General features: G+C 39.0%; 16 protein-coding genes, 6 tRNA genes and 1 pseudogene. 11 read left to right on the top strand and 12 right to left on the bottom strand.

All coding sequences use genetic code 11. From position 1 onward, the window contains the following. Positions 1–53 precede the first annotated feature (53 nt). Complete coding sequence (gene helD / locus Xinn_RS04445) at positions 54–2,123, top strand: DNA helicase IV (protein ID WP_086956229.1); 2,070 nt, start codon at positions 54–56, stop codon at positions 2,121–2,123. A gap of 32 nt (positions 2,124–2,155) precedes the next feature. On the opposite strand, the gene mgsA is transcribed toward helD, so the two are convergent. Further along, positions 2,156–2,614, bottom strand: coding sequence for a methylglyoxal synthase (mgsA, locus tag Xinn_RS04440; protein ID WP_086956230.1), 459 nt, complete (start codon positions 2,612–2,614; stop codon positions 2,156–2,158). A gap of 75 nt (positions 2,615–2,689) precedes the next feature. Between mgsA and Xinn_RS23085 the strand changes: the two are divergent. Beyond that, positions 2,690–2,794 (top strand): annotated as a pseudogene (locus Xinn_RS23085) (CoA-binding protein); the annotation flags it as partial. Between the two features lie 78 nt (positions 2,795–2,872). On the opposite strand, the gene hspQ reads toward Xinn_RS23085, so the two are convergent. Beyond that, positions 2,873–3,193, bottom strand: a complete 321-nt coding sequence (gene hspQ, locus Xinn_RS04430) for a heat shock protein HspQ (RefSeq protein ID WP_186435674.1) — start codon at positions 3,191–3,193, stop codon at positions 2,873–2,875. 296 nt (positions 3,194–3,489) lie between these two features. Between hspQ and yccX the strand changes: the two genes are divergently transcribed. Then, on the top strand, positions 3,490–3,768 hold the full coding sequence (gene yccX / locus Xinn_RS04425; protein ID WP_086956231.1) for an acylphosphatase: 279 nt from the start codon (positions 3,490–3,492) through the stop codon (positions 3,766–3,768). A 15-nt stretch (positions 3,769–3,783) separates the two neighbouring features. Here yccX and tusE read toward each other — a convergent pair whose 3' ends face one another. Further along, complete coding sequence (gene tusE / locus Xinn_RS04420; protein WP_086956232.1) at positions 3,784–4,113, bottom strand: sulfurtransferase TusE; 330 nt, start codon at positions 4,111–4,113, stop codon at positions 3,784–3,786. A 181-nt stretch (positions 4,114–4,294) separates the two neighbouring features. On the opposite strand from tusE, the gene Xinn_RS04415 reads away from it, so the two are divergent. Together Xinn_RS04415 and trhO are read left to right on the top strand one after the other, a co-directional pair. Beyond that, positions 4,295–4,382 (top strand) — tRNA-Ser (locus tag Xinn_RS04415). Positions 4,383–4,898: 516 nt separating this feature from the next. Beyond that, on the top strand, positions 4,899–5,960 hold the full coding sequence (trhO, locus tag Xinn_RS04410) for an oxygen-dependent tRNA uridine(34) hydroxylase TrhO (RefSeq protein WP_086956233.1): 1,062 nt from the start codon (positions 4,899–4,901) through the stop codon (positions 5,958–5,960). Positions 5,961–6,052: 92 nt separating this feature from the next. On the opposite strand, the gene Xinn_RS04405 is transcribed toward trhO, so the two are convergent. From Xinn_RS04405 to Xinn_RS04365, 9 genes are all read right to left on the bottom strand, one after another. Continuing rightward, positions 6,053–6,646, bottom strand: a complete 594-nt coding sequence (locus tag Xinn_RS04405) for a response regulator transcription factor (protein WP_086956234.1) — start codon at positions 6,644–6,646, stop codon at positions 6,053–6,055. A gap of 207 nt (positions 6,647–6,853) precedes the next feature. After that, entirely contained in the window at positions 6,854–7,108 is a 255-nt protein-coding gene (bssS, locus tag Xinn_RS04400; RefSeq protein ID WP_086956235.1) for a biofilm formation regulator BssS, read from the bottom strand. A 247-nt stretch (positions 7,109–7,355) separates the two neighbouring features. Then, positions 7,356–8,408, bottom strand: coding sequence for a dihydroorotase (gene pyrC / locus Xinn_RS04395; RefSeq protein ID WP_086956236.1), 1,053 nt, complete (start codon positions 8,406–8,408; stop codon positions 7,356–7,358). A gap of 229 nt (positions 8,409–8,637) precedes the next feature. After that, a tRNA-Asn gene (locus Xinn_RS04390) sits at positions 8,638–8,713 on the bottom strand. A gap of 209 nt (positions 8,714–8,922) precedes the next feature. Continuing rightward, positions 8,923–8,998 (bottom strand) — tRNA-Asn (locus tag Xinn_RS04385). 263 nt (positions 8,999–9,261) lie between these two features. Beyond that, positions 9,262–9,337: transfer RNA gene (locus Xinn_RS04380), tRNA-Asn, on the bottom strand. 263 nt (positions 9,338–9,600) lie between these two features. Continuing rightward, positions 9,601–9,676, bottom strand: a tRNA-Asn gene (locus Xinn_RS04375). A 257-nt stretch (positions 9,677–9,933) separates the two neighbouring features. Continuing rightward, a tRNA-Asn gene (locus Xinn_RS04370) sits at positions 9,934–10,009 on the bottom strand. A gap of 117 nt (positions 10,010–10,126) precedes the next feature. Next, positions 10,127–10,648, bottom strand: a complete 522-nt coding sequence (locus tag Xinn_RS04365) for a YlaC family protein (protein WP_086956237.1) — start codon at positions 10,646–10,648, stop codon at positions 10,127–10,129. Positions 10,649–11,124: 476 nt separating this feature from the next. Here Xinn_RS04365 and cspE point away from each other — a divergent pair, with 476 nt between their 5' ends. The 6 genes from cspE (at position 11,125) to motB (ending at position 18,940) form a co-directional block, all read left to right on the top strand. Then, positions 11,125–11,337, top strand: coding sequence for a transcription antiterminator/RNA stability regulator CspE (gene cspE / locus Xinn_RS04360; protein ID WP_010847246.1), 213 nt, complete (start codon positions 11,125–11,127; stop codon positions 11,335–11,337). A gap of 716 nt (positions 11,338–12,053) precedes the next feature. Next, complete coding sequence (locus Xinn_RS04355) at positions 12,054–12,755, top strand: MgtC family protein (protein ID WP_244590129.1); 702 nt, start codon at positions 12,054–12,056, stop codon at positions 12,753–12,755. A gap of 3,230 nt (positions 12,756–15,985) precedes the next feature. Further along, on the top strand, positions 15,986–16,336 hold the full coding sequence (gene flhD, locus Xinn_RS04350) for a flagellar transcriptional regulator FlhD (protein WP_086956238.1): 351 nt from the start codon (positions 15,986–15,988) through the stop codon (positions 16,334–16,336). Between the two features lie 2 nt (positions 16,337–16,338). Further along, positions 16,339–16,920: a flagellar transcriptional regulator FlhC gene (gene flhC, locus Xinn_RS04345; protein WP_086956239.1), complete on the top strand. Its 582-nt coding sequence runs from the start codon at positions 16,339–16,341 to the stop codon at positions 16,918–16,920. A 134-nt stretch (positions 16,921–17,054) separates the two neighbouring features. Continuing rightward, a complete protein-coding gene (motA, locus tag Xinn_RS04340) occupies positions 17,055–17,936 on the top strand; it encodes a flagellar motor stator protein MotA (protein ID WP_086956240.1) in 882 nt (293 codons plus the stop codon). Positions 17,937–17,938: 2 nt separating this feature from the next. Beyond that, a complete protein-coding gene (gene motB, locus Xinn_RS04335; protein ID WP_086956241.1) occupies positions 17,939–18,940 on the top strand; it encodes a flagellar motor protein MotB in 1,002 nt (333 codons plus the stop codon). Positions 18,941–18,943: the final 3 nt, after the last annotated feature.

Genomic DNA, 18,943 nt, shown 5'->3' with positions numbered 1-18,943 from the left:
CAACATTTAAATGAGCAGATAGCTCAACAATTTTCAGGTACGGTGCTATTACAATGGAACTAAAATCAACTCAAATTGGTCAACGGCTTGCACGGCATCCTTATAATCGGGTGCGTTTGCTAAATGCTGGCATTGAAGTCAGCGGTGATAAGCATCAGTACCTAATTCCATTTAATCAACTAATTGATATTCAGTGTAAGCGAGGGGTGGTCTGGGGGGAAATGGAATTTGAATTGCCTGAAGGAAAAGTTGTTCGTTTGCATGGCACAGAATGGCAGCAGACACAGCGTTTTTACCATTACTTATTAAAGGAATGGCAGGCATGGAGCCTTGATATGAGCAGTATCAGTGCGAGTGTTCTGTCTGATCAGGTAAGTAAAATTGATAAAACCCGACTGCGGGACTGCTGGATGAAGAAAGATGATTTATCTTTATTACAGCAACAAATTCAGGAAACGTTTCAAGCCCTTCCTTTGCCACTACAAAGACTCAAATACTTTGAGGACTGCCGCGATAATTACCACACTTGTCTGATCTGGATGAATGAAGGAGAGGCACAGAGAAAGCTCATAAACCAGCAGTGGTCTGAATGCATTCAGGAGCGATACGGGGAATTTTTCCAAACCAAAGCAAGTTCTCAACTCAGCCAGTTACAATGTCAGGCTGTCATTAATGGTGAAAAATCGATATTAGTTTCGGGGAGTGCGGGAAGTGGAAAAACATCCGTTTTAATTGCGCGGGCTGAATGGCTGTTATTGCGCCAACAGGCGCTCCCTGAACAGATTTTATTGCTATCAGCCGGGCAGAAATCGGTTGAAGAGATAAATAACCGTATTCAGTTGAATCCTGCAACAAAAACGATAACAGTCAGGACATTTCATGAACTGGCACTTTATATTATCCGACAGGTAAACCGTAACACAGTCAAAGTGAGTGAGTTAGAAACTAATTCTCAAAAGCGCCGGGATTTTCTTATTCGGGAATGGCAGAAACTGTGCAATGAAAAAAAAGTGCAGGCAAAAGGCTGGCGGGAATGGCTGAATGAAGAGTTAGACTGGCAGTTACCTGATGGGGCATATTGGAATAACAAGCAAATACAATCCCGTTTATCCGGTCATCTGGATGATTGGTTGGAATTAATCAGAATGCATGGTGGTAGCCAAAAAGAGATGCTTGAACGGGTTTCTCCTGAATATTCCGATACATTCCCAAAACGCATACGCCTGATGGCACCTCTGCTGAAAGCCTGGAAATCAGCATTAAAAACAGAAGGTACGCTGGATTTCTGTGGGTTAACCCATCAGGCAGTACATATTCTGCAAAAAGGGCGTTTCATTAGCCCGTGGAAGCACATCTTGTTAGATAATCTACAGGATGTTTCCCCTTTAAGTATCCAGCTATTAACTGCACTACAGGCACAAAATAAACAAAGCCATATATTTGCGGCAGGGGATAACTGGCAGGGAGTTTGTCGGTTTAATAATCTTGAGTGGCCTTCAATAAAAACTTTTTCTGCTTATTTTGGTGAAAGTGACCAGTGTATTTTGGATAAAACTTATCGTTTTAATGAACACATTAGCAAAGTTGCTAATGGAATTATCCATCCGCTTCACAGCCATGTGAGTGGTTCGCTAAGTAGGCTTACCAGTCATAGTCCAATAAAAGCGAATAAAAAATCAGTCATTATTTTGCCTGAAGCGCAATTAGAATCCTTGTTGAACAAGATGAGCGGCTATGTCACCAATCAGGAATCCATCCTTTTATTAGCACGTTCCCATTTCCATAAGCCTGATGCATTGAAAAAATCTGCAACCCGCTGGCCGAATTTAAATATTAATTTCATGACAATTCACGAATCTCAGGGGCTACAGGCTGATTACATCATCATCGTAGGGTTACGAAAAGGAAAGGATGGTTTCCCGGCATCAGAAAAAGCAACAGCACTGGAGCAGGTTTTATTGCCGAAAGCGGAAACATTTTCTGATACACAAGAACATCGCCTTTTATATGTTGCATTGACGAGAGCAAAAAAGCAGATCTGGTTAATGCAGGAACCGAAAAAACCATCGATATTTATTCACCAACTGTCTAAATTGGGTGTTCCAGAGCAACGTAACCCTTAGGTTTGTGGGTGAAACCTTGCTGGTGGCTTTGCTTATTTTAATCGTTCATGAAGATAACCCTGATAATCCGGTATATAAATATCGACTTTTTTGGTAAAAAGTGGGGAGTTGATAATAAAATCAGCAGTTGTTTGATTTGTTGCAACAGGAATATTCCAGACGGTGGCCAGACGCAACAGTGCTTTGACATCGGGATCATGAGGAACAGCATTCAAAGGGTCCCAAAAAAAGATCAGAACATCAATTTTTCCTTCAGAAATCAATGCACCAATCTGTTGGTCTCCTCCCATTGGCCCGCTCAACAAGCTGGTAACAGGTAAGCCTGTTTGTTGTTGGAGCAAGTTACCGGTAGTACCTGTAGCATAGAGGCTGTTTTGTCCCAATAAATGCTTATGCTCACTGACCCATGACAGAAGAGATTGTTTACAGTGGTCATGTGCAATGAGAGCAATGTTTTTCGATTCAGTTAGTGTGCGGGTTGTTAATTCCATGTTGATACCTTCGGGTGAATAAAACATCTACCAGTTATGTTAATAATAAAAATAACTATGATTGTCATAAACACTGTAGCAAATGAACCGCCTGAATTATTGGCAGAAAATAAGGGGTTAGATGTGATTATGGATCGCTGCCCGAAAATTGAGCTTTCCCGTTTAGGGCTGGAAAAATAAAGAAGGCGATGGGTTATTTTTATTTCACCGCCTTTCCTTATCAGGATCGTTTAACTTATTTTAACTAAAGGAATATGTTTAATTTCGTAACCTTGGAGCCAGCAATTGACTGCGGATAGATTCAGCTAGCTCATCCAGAGAAGGATGTTCTGGGTGATCATCTGATATCTCGTAAGTCAATTGAGCCTCTGCCAAATAGGTGTGGACAGGTTGCCCATCATCACCTTCCATTACAACGTGATACCACGGAGCTGAACGTAAAGTAGCATTAGATGCTATATCATTTTCCTGCGGTTGTTCTAAAGAATATTCGGCATCAATATCTACAACAACACCCAGATAGCCCAGCAGGCTATGCCTCACTTGTTGGCCGATACCGAATTTGCTGGCGATCATCATAGTCACCTCCAGAGAAACCTTGCAATCACTCTTATATAAGGGCCGTAAGGTAAATTTCAAGCGCACACCCGGTAACCGGAATCTTGCATTTGAGATGGTATGTGATCACCATCTCATATTTCAGGTTAGCTGTTGTGTATATAAAATACAATACTAAAAGTGGTCTTAGTATGCCGAAGTTATTATATCTGATATTTTTCAATCTATTGCATAACAGAGAATAAATATTTTTCCATAACAATATCCATCAGGCTATTGAAGAATAACTTTCGGTTTTGCTTGAGGAGGAAAGGAAAATGACAGTTCAAAGCATCACTATTTATGTTTATGGTCGAGTACAGGGCGTGGGTTTTCGTTATCAGACATACTGCTGGGCAAAGAAAAATAAGTTATTGGGGTATGTTCGCAATATGAATGATGGCAGTGTCAAAATCGTTGCCTGTGGCGATAATGAACAAATAGCAGCGTTAATACATTGGTTGGAAGAGGGTGGGCCTCCGGGGGCAAGAATTGAACATTTTCTGCCTCAGTTTTGCGAAACAGAGGAAATGGCTGATTTCAGCATCCGCCATTGAAGGCGGATGACAGACTCAGATGCATTTAACCGGTTTTGGTAACCCTGCAATTTTAGTTGCTTGTTTTGCCGGCCCTTTAGGAAACAAGCGATAAAGATAGCGGCTATTTCCTTTTTCTTCACCATACTTTTGCGATATCGCCTTCACTAACATTCTGATAGCGGGGGAAGTGTTAAACTCCTCATAAAACTCGCGTACAAATCGGATCACTTCCCAATGTTGTTCGGTTAAGATGATATCTTCCTGCTCGGCGAGCAATGGTGCCATCGCATCTTTCCAATCGCTGCTGTTTTTAAGATAACCTTGTGTATCAGTTTCGATTTTTTGACCTTCAAATACCAACATAACTTTTAACCACTCGATAATAATGCCTGCAATTTAGCAAAAATCACCTTTATTCCAAAGAAAGATTGCTAGAAATGCTGAATAAATGCTCCAACGAATAGTTATATGAGTGATTTAGCATCAGTTGAGCATATAAGTACTTTACATTGGGAACAGTGATGTTTATAGTGCACGACATCGCGGAGGGGTGGCCGAGCGGCTGAAGGCAGCGGTCTTGAAAACCGCCGATGGGAAACCATCCGAGAGTTCGAATCTCTCCTCCTCCGCCATCTACACTTCTAGCAACATCTCCTAAAGTCTACTTTTACCAGTAAAATCAAAGAAAACTCCCAAATTAAGCTCTACTAGCATCTATTGCAATGTACCCCAACCAGGGGGTATATGTAGGGGTATATTTTGAACTGCCTAAAAAAGCATCCCCATAGTTGCGAGGATTTTAAGTATATGAAATTCATAGTTCGTCCCGCTAAATTCTTCTTTTTAAGTAAAATCAATAAACAACAATAGCCTTAATTCTCCTAATATCTCCTGAGAGAGAAATAAAGTTGTGTATGGTTTTTCCTATACACATTCTCCTATGGTTTCTGCGTATCCAGTCGATTCAGTCAGGGATTGATAGATCTGAGTCACAGAAAAAAGTAATATTGCAGAAAATAAAAACCCACAAGTCTGTGTTAGGGGTTTTTAGTTAAAGATTTCGATAATGATCTGATATGGACACTTTGTGGACATAAGCAGACATAAATCAATATATATCAATAAACTACAAGGGTACTTTGAACACCATGCCAGTGTTACATAACCGTATTTCTAATAAAGAACTGAAAGAGCGCATGTTGGCTGAAATTGAGCCGCGCACCACTATCTCTTTTTATAAATATTTTGCTATCCCTGAGCCACAGGATTTTCGTGATAGCTTGTATCAACAATTTACTGATTTGTCAGTTTTTGGGCGGGTTTACATCGCTAAAGAGGGTATCAATGCACAGATCAGCATACCCTCTAAAAATGTTGATGCTCTGAAAGCACTATTAAATGCAGCTGATCCTGCTTTATGTAATTTGCGACTTAATATTGCTTTAGAAGATGATGGCAAGTCATTTTGGGTATTACGCATGAAAGTGCGTGAGCGTATTGTTGCTGATGGCATTGAAGATGAAACCTTTAATCCTTCAAAAACTGGTGAATATCTGAAAGCGGATCAGGTGAATCAGATGTTGGATGATCCTGAAACTGTATTTGTCGATATGCGCAATCATTATGAATATGAAGTCGGGCATTTCGAAAATGCGATTGAAATTCCGTCAGATACATTTCGTGAACAGTTGCCTATGGCTGTAGAAATGCTGAAGGATGATAAAGATAAAAATATTGTTATGTATTGTACTGGTGGGATTCGTTGTGAGAAAGCGAGTGCTTATATGCTGCACAATGGCTTTAACAACGTTTATCATGTAGAGGGCGGTATTATCGAGTATGCCCGTAAAGCGAAAGCACAGGGGTTGCCTGTTCGCTTTATTGGTAAAAATTTTGTCTTTGATGAGCGTATGGGAGAACGTATTTCTGAAGAAGTTATCGCTCATTGCCATCAGTGTGGTACAGCTTGCGATAGTCACACTAACTGTAAAAATGATGGTTGCCATTTGTTATTTATCCAATGTCCATCATGTGCAGCGCGGTTTGAGGGGTGTTGTAGCGATGTCTGCCGGGAAGAAATGTTACTTCCTGAAGACGAACAGCGTGCTCGTCGGGCAGGAAGAGAAAATGGGGCTAAAATTTTCAATAAATCGCGTTATCGGATGAATGATGGTTTGAATATCACTTCTCTGCAATCCCTTAAGCAATAAGCCTTACTTCAGTGCTTGTGTCGCTCATTGAACGAGCAGACACGCTAAACTGGCGTAATAACTTAAGTGTTATTGCGCCAGTTGAAGGAAAGTTAACAGAGATATTTAAAAATATTATAAATAAAAAGTAACTCTATCTTGTTGGTGACTTTTAACTTTTCAATGATATGCCGTTTATGTGAATAAACGGTACTGCAACTTATTTTTAATCTCTTTGCAATCTTATATGTGCCTATTTCTTGCATCCAATAATAGATGATTCTATTTTCCTGCGGGCTAAAAATGGAACTTTCTGCATTGAAATGAGAAAAATAACGTTGAATATCATATGAGGCAATTTCTTTTAATCGTTGCAGTAGTAATCCCAGATTCCTTTTAGGAAAGATAAAATATTTATTAGTCAACTGGATATGGTTATTTGTCCATGGATATGGCTTATCAAAATAGATATAAATGCGTATATTCTGTGCCAAGGAAACAAATAACTTCATGTGTTCACAGTATGAACTGTAATAACCGTAATGTGTTAGATTTATCAGAATAATATCGGGTGAAAATAACTTAAGTGCTGTTATTGCATCGTGAATTGAATGCGCCCCTATTGTAAGGGTATCTGTATTTTCTTTCAGGAATTCAATGATTCCAAGACGGGTATAATAGCACTCATCAATGATTAATAATTTCATTAGCTGAACATCCTTGTTCTACAGTGATTATCATTAAGTAAAATGACCTGCCGGATAGCTAATTATCCACAGAGGTATGGTTGTTTATAATACAGCATTGTGAAAAATAATAAACTATATGAATGATTTTGTGGGCTGATATTTGTTTGAGCAGTTATTGGGGACACTCAATGTGCTGAGTGTCCTTACTAAGTGTGAAATCTGCTGTTAATGCTTTGTATAGTCAAGTTGGTCGTATTCTGATGATTCTATCTTCTCGACCCCAGCCTGCAAGATTAGAATTAACTGCTTTGCAACTCCTGTAGTCAGCCACAATGTTTTGTCAAAACTAACATTATCTGTGGTTTGATCTGGGGAGGATAAGTAATGAAGGCGAATCATCATAGCGTCATAGGTGTCAACAATACTGATGTCCCAGCCTACAACAGGATGGGTTTGAATAATTTCATCTTTTTGTCCCATATAACCTCCTAATCAGACTACAGCGTTGTTATAGATATAATTGACTAAGAGCTGCGAATCTCACCAAAGGTGAGCAATAGCAGTATAAACCTTTTTATCAATCTAATACTACAACCAGTCGCAGAAACTGGATGCAGGTCATTTTATATGAGAATTACATGCGAGTATGAACGAGTCTGGCAGGAAAATAGGGATAATGCTTTCATGCGGAAACTAAATATTTTCCGCATGAAGCATTGTAAATCAGTTACTTACATATTTTGACGTCCCAACCGGCATCTTCTCCAGCCAGAAATGGGATTAGCTTCTCGCCACTATGTTCGATGTATTCGAACACAGGGGTTGGTTTACGCGTCAGTTCAATAAACCCGTCATTAACAGGCAGGCCATAAAATTTCGGGCCATTCAGAGAGCAGAATGCTTCAAAATGTTCCATTGCATTCATTTCTGCAAAAACAGTAGCATAAGCAGCCAAAGCGGTTGGTGCATTGAAAACACCTGCGCATCCGCAGGAGGATTCTTTACGGTGTAGTAAGTGAGGAGCAGAATCAGTTCCCAGGAAGAAGCGGTCACAACCGCTGGTAATGGCTGAGCGTAATGCTTCCTGATGGACATTACGCTTTAATACTGGCAAACAATAGAGATGCGGGCGAATCCCCCCAACCAGCATATGATTGCGGTTGAACATCAAATGTTGCGGAGTGAGTGTTGCTCCCAGATTATCATTGCCTTCAAGAACATATTCGGCAGCTTCTTTTGTAGTGATATGTTCGAAAACAACTTTCAGAGCAGGAAACTGTTTACGTAACGGCTCCATTACCTGCTCAATAAAACGAGCCTCACGATCAAAAATATCGATATGGGATGCAGTCACTTCACCATGGATCAGAAGAGGCATTCCTAATTTTTCCATCGTTGCCAGAATAGGGTAGATCTTCTGGATATCTGAAACGCCGTGACTGGAGTTAGTTGTGGCATTGGCTGGATAGAGTTTACAGGCTGTGAAAACGCCTTCTTTGTAACCTATTTCAATTTGGGAGCTGTCTGTTGAATCTGTGAGATAGCAGGTCATCAGGGGCTGAAACTGGTGCTCTGACGGAACAGCAGCCATGATCCTGTCTTTATAGGCTCTGGCACTGGCAACATCTGTCACAGGGGGAACAAGATTGGGCATGACAATAGCCCGACCAAAGAAGCGGCTGGTATGAGGAACAATGGTTTTCAGCATATCACCATCGCGAAAATGAACATGCCAGTCGTCAGGGCGGCGGATTTTAATGGTATAAGATTCAGTAGTCATGGAACCGGCTCCAGAATATAGGGGAAAAAGGATGGAAGCTGATTCAGCATTCCTTAAGCCGGAGGAAGATGATAAAGAGAAAATAGTTAAATAGCTATTATTAAATGATAAAGTTCCGCTATTTTCGCAGAATTAAGATTTTTATTTTATACAGGTTAGGGTATTCAGAGGAAATGAAGCGTATCAAAAAGGAAAAAATAGAAGTAACAAAACGAGGGTGTATTGAATTTGGCTCCTCCAACTGGACTCGAACCAGTGACATACGGATTAACAGTCCGCCGTTCTACCGACTGAACTATGGAGGAACTCCTTCAAGACGGGGCGAATATTAACGGCTATCTTTTCATTTGTCAAAGGAGAAAATCATAATAACTGTTTGTTTGCTGTTAATATGCACTTTTTGTCGATAACGTGTTCTTTGTGTTTTTTCTATTTGTTTGTTAGCTTGTTAGCATTTTTTTTCAGGTAAGCAAAAAGCCCGACTCAGCATAACTGAATCGGGCTTCTTTAAATTTGGCTCCTCCAACTGGACTCGAACCAGTGACATACGGATTAACAGTCCGCCGTTCTACCGACTGAACTATGGAGGAATTACTGTGTTCCTGAGAACGAGGCGAATAATAGGGTAATAGAGAGAGCTTGTAAAGCAGAAAAATAAAAAACAAGTTCAAGTGGTTGAGCGGTGTTCAAAGTGGTGGTTTTTTATCATTTTTTTAGCAAAAAATAATCACCAGCCCAGTTTGTCAGGCTTTTCTTATAATGATGGATTGATATTTGGTCATACTTTCTGATGTAGAGAAAGCATTAAGCAAAAAGCCCGACTCAGCATAACTGAATCGGGCTTCTTTAAATTTGGCTCCTCCAACTGGACTCGAACCAGTGACATACGGATTAACAGTCCGCCGTTCTACCGACTGAACTATGGAGGAATTACTGTGTTCCTGAGAACGAGGCGAATAATAGGGTAATAGAGAGAGCTTGTAAAGCAGAAAAATAAAAAACAAGTTCAAGTGGTTGAGCGGTGTTCAAAGTGGTGGTTTTTTATCATTTTTTTAGCAAAAAATAATCACCAGCCCAGTTTGTCAGGCTTTTCTTATAATGATGGATTGATATTTGGTCATACTTTCTGATGTAGAGAAAGCATTAAGCAAAAAGCCCGACTCAGCATAACTGAATCGGGCTTCTTTAAATTTGGCTCCTCCAACTGGACTCGAACCAGTGACATACGGATTAACAGTCCGCCGTTCTACCGACTGAACTATGGAGGAATTGCTGCGTTCCTGAGAACGAGATGGATAATAGGGGAATGGAGAAGGGTTGTAAAGCAGAAAAATAAAAAATAAATTCAACTGGTTAAGTGTTGTTCGTGCTGGTGATGTTTTGTTACTTTTTATGACAGAATATAGCCATTTTTATCATGTTTAATATTCCGCTGTAGCGAAAGACAACCAATCAGGTAATGAATATTAAAGAGTAAGAAGCAAAAAACCCGACTCAGCATAACTGAGTCGGGCTTCTTTAAATTTGGCTCCTCCAACTGGACTCGAACCAGTGACATACGGATTAACAGTCCGCCGTTCTACCGACTGAACTATGGAGGAATTGCTGTGTTCCTGAGAACGGTGCGAATATTAACGATGAACTCAGGGAGTGTCAACGCAAAAATGCGATTTATCTGATGATTGCTCATCATGTAATCGCATTGCGTTATAATTCAGCTATTTTGCTGAAATGATATGCTTTTGTTCAACACGGGAAGGTTGAAAATAAGGCGACTGCTCTGAACATGCAATCATGAAAACATCATAAAAGCATATTCCGTTCTTTTTTAGAATAATTTTCTTAATTTCGTTTTTCACTTCATTAGGGACATCCGAATGCCCAAGTATTATATTGATTGCATCCTGAGATACCTTTTCATCGACAAACCATTCGCCGTTGTAACAGACACGTAAGTCCAGTACATCAATATCCTCAAAATGGTAAACAGGTTTTATATCGAAAAGAAGAACGGCAGCCATAACAAAAAAAAGTGCGGTAAATAAAGCCAGTGACCAGACGCCGAAATAGGGGGCATACCACATCAGTGCAGCGAGGAAAACATAAGCAACGATCATAGCTAAAAACAGGTATGGGTGCTGATGAATAAAGATACTATTAAAGTGTACTTTACCATCCCTATGTTCTGCGAGATTGATCCGATCGAGATCCTGAATCAATATCTGTTTGATGATGTTCATAATACCAGCCCATAATTGTATAAATCTGTTATCGAATTAAAAGTACCAACTTTTCCAAGGTTATCATGTCAGCGGTCTTCATCTGTATAGCAATTACTTCTTTTAATTTGTAAAACTGTTATTGCTCGTAAAAAATCACGAGTATTTTTTCTTAAGATAAAAGTTGAATAAATCAAATAAAATCATAAATACATCTATTTATTAGGTTATTCTGTTCTAATATTGAGCGTCTGGAATTTTTTTAGATCTATAATCCATAAAAAGGTTGCTATTCCGGTTCGGTCATGCGTTAATGCGTTTGGCCTGATTAACAGACCTACTTTATGTACGACATCTTGAGTTAATGCGTTATGTGTAAGTGCTATCTTGATTAGCCTTTGTAGACCGTTTCCTTCTTAGTGCCCCATAAGTAATAGCTGATAATGGCCAACACATGCCCAAGGTGGCGAGTTTTTTTTGATATATAGGAAAGTTACATGTCTGACAAAATGAAAGGTCAAGTGAAGTGGTTCAACGAGTCCAAAGGTTTTGGTTTCATTACTCCAGCCGATGGTAGCAAAGACGTATTCGTTCACTTCTCTGCCATTCAAGGTAACGGTTTCAAAACTCTGGCTGAAGGTCAGAACGTAGAGTTCACCATTGAAAACGGTGCCAAAGGCCCAGCAGCAGCAAACGTAACTGCTATCTAATCTGCCTTTATACCTTTTTATTAAGCTCGCCATGCTAAAATGCCCTGGCGGGCTTTTTGTTTATAGGATGATTATTAATAAAAAATTAATAACGATATATTAAACAATAGTGATTATTTTATTAAACAAGTCTATAAGCAGTCTCTTCTTTTAATATCATTGAATAAATGAAGCCTTTACTTATTAATTTTGCCTACTTATAATTCCAGCTGAGTTTTATTGGAGAGCTAATAATTGGACAGTCAAAGTTTAGAATTAAATAAAAAATAATTGGTAAGCTGTTCATTTTAAAAAAAATTTACTGCTTGCCAAATAATGGTGGGCGGTGCTTCCTCTGTTTTATGAGTTGTACTTACCCGAAAGATGATCCGGTACTGTAGATCGACTATTGCAGGTCACTAAAACAGTAGTAAAAAGGTATATCGGGAGTATCTATGGTACTGTTATATACTCATTCCTTATTCCCTCCGGGAACACATCAATAATCAGATCAAATCTGATGCATCATCGTCTTTTACTAAAGACGAAATAAATAATTCATTTCTTTCGACTACCCATTGCACATTGGTTTAATTCAAAAAAGATCACCAGTGCTTAAAGCCCTTATGCGTGTATGGGTAAGTGTTTTTAGTTGTGGATTTGAAATTATGAATCACTCAGTCAACTAAGTGATCATTCAGAAGAATATTTATCCATTTTATATTATGGAGGATGATATGCAGTTAACATCTATTACTATTCATTTACTCTCCGCAATGTGTTTTGGAGCACTGATTGGAGCGGAGCGTCAGTGGCGCCAGCGTATGGCAGGATTAAGAACCAATGCCTTGGTTGCTACTGGTGCTGCGGTTTTTATTCTCAGTTCAATGTCAGCTACCTCTGATGACAGCCCAGGACGTGTTGCTGCACAAATTGTATCCGGTATTGGTTTTCTTGGGGCGGGTGTGATCATGAAAGAGGGTATGAACATCCGCGGATTAAATACAGCGGCAACATTATGGTGTTCGGCGGGGATTGGAGCCCTGTGTGGGTTAGGTCAATACTGGTCTGCTATTATTGCGGTTATAATAATTCTTTCTGCAAATATCTTACTCAGGGAAGCCGCTCAGAGAATTAATGCTCAACCACAGCGGCAGGCCTTGGATTTAGAGCAGAGTTATAAAATTCACATCATTTGTGATATGAGTGATGAGATCCTGATCAGGACTTTGATCCTACAGGCAATTAATGGATTAAATGTCCGGTTACAGTCATTAAGCAGCGCTGACGCAATTCAGCCTGACAGGCTTGAAGTGTGTGCAGAGGTATTGGCAACCCCTGATAAGCAAAAAGAGATTGAATCAATTGTCTGTCGGGTGAGCTTAGAAAAAAGTGTTAGTTCCGTTAACTGGAAGGTTGCTTCTGAATCGCTCGTTTAGAATAATTCGGTAACACTCACAGTGTATTATCTGTTAAATAAAACGGGGTATTAATAAATAGAAATATTAATGATATTGATTATCACTATCATTTATTAATCATAATGGGTTGTATTGTAGTGTATTCAGGTAACACTAAAGCCTTTTATATCGCCAGCCTGTAAGTTACCTCTTGTCGGCTGTGCTTACTCGCTCTTACTACAGCTATAAACATACAATGAGTTATACCTTCATGAGAGACTCAGTCTCTCATCGGAGGGGTTTTTGGCCAGACAAATTTGTTCAGTTGAATGTTTGGATCTGTTCTATTGCGATGTAGTCAGAAGCCCTTCAGATATACCTTTCTTCGCAGCTACAGAAAAATTGATGAGTTACCTTTTGATTGGTTCATCTGAAAATTATCAATTTTTGTGCAAGATCCTGAGCAAGATCATCAATTAATCTGCAAAAGTGTCGCAGGGGAGAAGTCATTAGTTTGCCGGAATGTACAGACAAAGGAACAATTAATTCCTTTCACTGAAGAAAAGCACAACAATATCATGGAACTGGTTAATCACTATAACTAACAAGGTTTCAGAGCGTTAATCTTAACAATCTCTGAGTCAAACCCTGATGAAGTGAAACATTCACTTTCTGTTGCTGATGAGAATAGCCTAGTGTTCAGGTCATGGAAACGGAGATAATTCTGTTGTTATAGCTAAAAACCACACTAAGGTGGATTTAGATACTGTAAATATTCTTAATAGCTTTAATATTGTATGTATGGGTAATGAAAACCTTTCAAAAAAAGTGGAATTAAAATATGACCTTTATCAATAAATATTATGGATAAATACGTATTAAAAAACGACTATAAAATAATAATTATGCAGTTGATTTGTCTGATGATGCTATACGTCATGTACTGTGTTTCTTGATGCTGATACTGATACCGGTACTTTTATTGGTTTTGTCATAGATATCGCAATAGAACTTTTGACTCCCATATTTCCTGAGAAGAATCTGAAGGTATTAGGAGCAGGAGTCATAAAGGATACGAAAACGTTTGGGAATATCATTAGCTAATAAATATTACCGTTTGATCAGGTTTGGTGAATGTATTTTGGGGTCGAATGACCAGTGCGTTTATTCTATTTTTATCTATATGAGCCATTGATTTTCTTGTACAAAAGCTAATGTACGATATTTCACAGCTTTTTGTGTGATAGAGAAAATGAATAAAAACATTTCTGAGAATGCCTCGCAAATGAGATAACAGTATCTCTGCCGTTTTATGATCCTGAATGTATCAGTTCCTACGATACTTTGAGATCACAATATATTGCAGGGCGGTATATGGTTGCAGTTAATGGTGTAGAACATCAGACCGTGTTCCAATCTGAGGGCGAAGGAGGCAATTTGGAAGAGAGGGAAATACGATGGTATAACATGTACATATACTATACAGCTAAAACCTATAAGCATAAGGTGTTAAAGCATTACTGATTTGCCTGTATTATTGACGAAATTAATAATTATAAAGTTAATTATTTACATGTGGCACTCATTATTTAGAGCGTTAACAGGATAGGAATTGTTACTCTGAAAATATTTTTTAGCGAATAGAGAATCCCATAAGTAGTGTATTGTCGTTAGGTATCCTGAAATGAACCTATCTTCACCACTTTGGTGAATGGTTATGAATAATCCTCATTAATTGGTATCTTATTCTATATTGATGAAGAAAATAGCTCATGGGATTATTACACTATTAATTTTCAATGTTAATGGTTTTTAGCAGATATTTAGAATAGGTATAGATGTTATTCCTGATTATGAATCTACTATCATAATAGTGATAAGTTTAACGGTGTAATAGAATTATGTTTATATGCTATTTTTTAAATTTGAATCACTTCTTTACGTGATTCGTTATTATTTATATTTTAATTTAAGAAAGATAACTTTCTTTTTTTTATTCTATCTATTGTTTGATTTGTATTTTATTTAAATTATGGATTATTCTTTTAGGCTGATTTTATGGTAAAATAAATTATTGGTTAATTTGGACTTAGTTATTATTTTATTTCTTAATACTGCATGTTTAAGAGAATTAGTTTCATTAAAAGGGTGGTTTTTCTAGTGTATGCACATTAGTCACTATGATGTGACAGGCATCATAATCATTGATTATTCTTAACATTAATGAAATTAGTCAAGATATATATTATAAATTTTACTTATGTTTTTAGCTTGTGGAATAACCAATATGTAGAAATGATGGTTAATGCGATTTTAGTTGAAATCATGTCAAGATTCGTCATGTCTTCCTATTGTTTTGTTTAGATAAATTAATGTATTGTTGTTGGCCATTAATGTGCTGATGAATTTGTTAAGTGGTAGGATTTGTTGAAGTATAGGAGTTTTGTTGGTTGTGGTTTCTCTGGGGGGAATGTACAGATGTTTTTTGATTTCAACATCATACTGTATTTTATCTTATTTTTGTGATCTGAGTGATATTTGTACTTAAAATGCTGTAGGTATGGTCTTTTTTATGTATAAAAATCGCCCAATCGTAAACTAAAAATGATCGGATTGGTATCTTTTTAATAACTAGTATTCACATATAATTAATAAATTTGGCATAACTATGATCCCAATCAACTAATAGTGGAAGATGAGTGCCTACCTACATTATAGGGAAACAATATTTAATAATATGTCGATAATTTAACTAAAGGAAAGATTTTTTCTTGTTATTTTAAATTTATAAGTTTAATAGATCGTATAAAACAAAAAACAGTCTCTAATATTTTTATTTAAATAATTTAACTTATTAATTGTGGACTATTTTGTGTTTTCAGTTGCTTGAATAGTTAATGAGCTAGAATTATAATAAAAAATGTCATTTTTGTGACTTATGTCACATAGTATTTAAAATGACATATATTCTCCGTTGTATAAGTTGATGATTCAGGAGTAAAGTTAATTAGTATTAAGAATATTCTTAATCAATTGTGGCAAGTTCATTATCCAGATGACGCAATAATACTTTTACAATCCATTACCGAAATATTTTAGAAATTGGGCGATCCCAAGAGTAATACAAAGGACAGTTACTGCTCTGGCTAAAGATGTATATTTCAGTTATGTCGGAGATTATTGAATCTCATGCTACTGGTAATTTTGTCGTGAGTGATTCTTTGATCACTTAATTGATTTTTTCATGTAATCGGACGGGATATATAGAAATGAGTACGGTTGAATTGCTCAAACATATTTATGACATAAATTTATCGTATTTGCTTTTAGCACAACGGCTAATTAACCATGAGAAAGCGTCTGCGATGTTCCGTTTAGGTATTAGTGAATCGATGGCTGATACGTTGGCCGAGCTGACATTGCCTCAGTTAGTAAAATTAGCTGAAACCAACCAACTGATTTGCCATTTTCGGTTTGAAGATCACGAAACCGTACAGCAGCTGACGAAGGAGTCGCGAGTGGACGATCTACAACAAATTCATACGGGTATTTTGTTGTCCACTCATCTTTTTCAGCAACTGTCCGCGCAGGATGACACTTCAATGAAGAAAAGAGCATAAAGATGGTTGAAAAAAGTATTGTCCAGGAAGCTAAAGATATTCAGCTGGCAATGGAACTCATCACTTTAGGCGCACGCTTACAGATGCTTGAAAGTGAAACGCAGTTAAGCAGAGGAAGGTTGATCAGGCTGTATAAGGAGTTGCGGGGAAGTCCTCCGCCTAAAGGGATGCTTCCCTTTTCAACGGATTGGTTTATGACGTGGGAACAGAATATTCATTCGTCCATGTTCTATAATGCTTACCGTTTTCTGCTGAAAAGTGGGCACTGTGCAGGTGTTGAGGCTGTAGTAAAGTCTTATCGGCTCTATCTTGAGCAATGTCCTCCGGTTGAGGGTGAGGCTCCCGTTTTAGCTTTAACCAGAGCGTGGACGCTCATTCGTTTCGTTGACAGTGGGATGTTGCAGCCAACTGGGTGTCGTTGTTGTGGTGGAACTTTTATCACACACGCACACCAGCCGGTAAACAGCTTTGTTTGTAGTCTTTGCCAACCGCCTTCAAGGGCGGTAAAAAAACGTAAACTTTCCGCGCAACCTGCCGATACTAATTCACAACTGCTGGATGGATTTGCTCAGCAAGCTATGTGAATTTAAATGGGAAAGTGAAAACTTAGGTTACAGGTTTTGGTCATTCCGGCCTGTAATCTACAATCCTCCTCTTCATTTATTAATTCTCCCTGTTCAAATCCCATCTGCTCACCAACTTAGCTAAAGGATATCGCGTGTTAGTACTTTTAGGATATATCGTGGTTTTTGGTGCGGTGATTGGAGGCTATCTGCTCGTCGGTGGCCACATGGGCGCACTTTATCAGCCAGCGGAATTTTTGATTATTGCAGGTGCGGGTATTGGTGCTTTTATCGTGGGCAACAACGGCAAGGCGATAAAGGCGACATTGCGTGTTTTACCAAAAATATTGCGTAGATCAAAATACAATAAAGCGATGTACATGGATCTGATGGCTTTGCAGTTCCGTCTATTATCCAAATCCCGCCAACATGGGCTTTTGTCTCTGGAGCGTGATATTGAGAATCCGCAACAGAGCGACATCTTCACGCAGTACCCTCGCTTATTAAAAGATCCTTACCTGATGAATTTTCTCACGGATTATATGCGTTTGATCGTCAGCGGTAATATGAATCCACATGAGATCGAAGCTCTGATGGATGAAGAAATCGAAACTTATGAGCAGGAAAGTGAAGTCCCGGCAACCAGTCTGGCCATGGTGGGTGATTCATTACCGGCATTCGGCATCGTTGCCGCTGTGATGGGCGTTGTTCATGCACTGGGTTCGGCAGATCGGCCAGCAGGTGAACTGGGCGTATTGATTGCTCACGCAATGGTAGGAACATTCCTCGGGATCTTACTGGCCTATGGTTTTGTTTCTCCTTTGGCGACATTACTGCGTCAGCGCAGCAGTGAGCAGATAAAAATGATGCAGTGCATCAAAGTGACGCTGCTTTCCAGCCTGAATGGTTATGCTCCACAAATTGCGGTTGAATTTGGTCGCAAAACATTATTCCTCACAGATCGTCCTTCATTTACAGAACTTGAAGAGCATGTCCGCAGGGTGAAAGCTCCCGTACAACAAGAAGCTGAAGAATAATTATGAGAGCGAATAATGTTACTGTCATCAGAGTAAAAAAGCGCAAAAAACATGGTCAGCACCATCATGGAGGGTCATGGAAAATTGCCTATGCCGATTTTATGACGGCAATGATGGCATTTTTTCTGGTCATGTGGCTGATATCGATTGCCAGTCCGCAGGAATTAACCAGTATTGCCGAATATTTTCGTACCCCCTTGCAGGTTGCAATAAACAAGGGGCAACAAAGTAGCGATACAACAAATCCGATTCCGGGGGGAGGGGATGACGTTTTCCAGCAGGATGGAGAAGTATTCCGCCAATCCAAACTGGTTGAAACCAGTGAGGATCGCCGCCGTCTCGATCGGTTACGTCAACAACTCGATCAGCTGATTATTACAGACCCTCGTCTTAAAGAACTGCGTCCGCACTTATTGATTGACATGATGGATGAAGGTTTACGCATCCAGATCATCGACAGGGAAAATCGTCCGATGTTCATGGTTGGCAGTGCGAAAGTTGAAAACCATATGAGTGATATTTTGCGGGCTATTGCACCGATCTTAAATAGCATTCCAAATAAGGTCAGCCTGTCGGGTCATACTGATAATCTGCAATATATCAACGGGCAGCGTGGTTACAGTAACTGGGAACTGTCTTCAGACAGGGCAAACGCATCAAGGCGGGAGCTACTTATTGGTGGTCTGGATGAATCCAAAATCATGCGGGTGGTTGGAATGGCATCGACCGTCAGTATGCAGAAGGGTATTTCTCCCGATGCTCCGGTTAATCGCCGTATCAGCATTATTGTTCTGAATAAAGAAGCAGAAAAACGGATTGAGCAGGAAAACAGTGGCGGCAACGCCATGACCGCGAACAGTAGTATGGATGTACAGGAAGTCATCAGAATGGATTCGAATGAGGGAACGCCTTCTCAGCAACCCACCGGACAATCCAATGAAATCACTGTGCCGGAGCAGGCAAATATTGAACCGGCAAGTGATCCTAATAAGGTGACAGAGTAAGTA

Source organism: Xenorhabdus innexi (genome assembly GCF_002632485.1).
Taxonomy (GTDB): domain Bacteria; phylum Pseudomonadota; class Gammaproteobacteria; order Enterobacterales; family Enterobacteriaceae; genus Xenorhabdus; species Xenorhabdus innexi.
The sequence above is the reverse complement of the archived record's forward strand: the minus strand, read 5'-3'. Positions and strand labels throughout refer to the sequence as shown.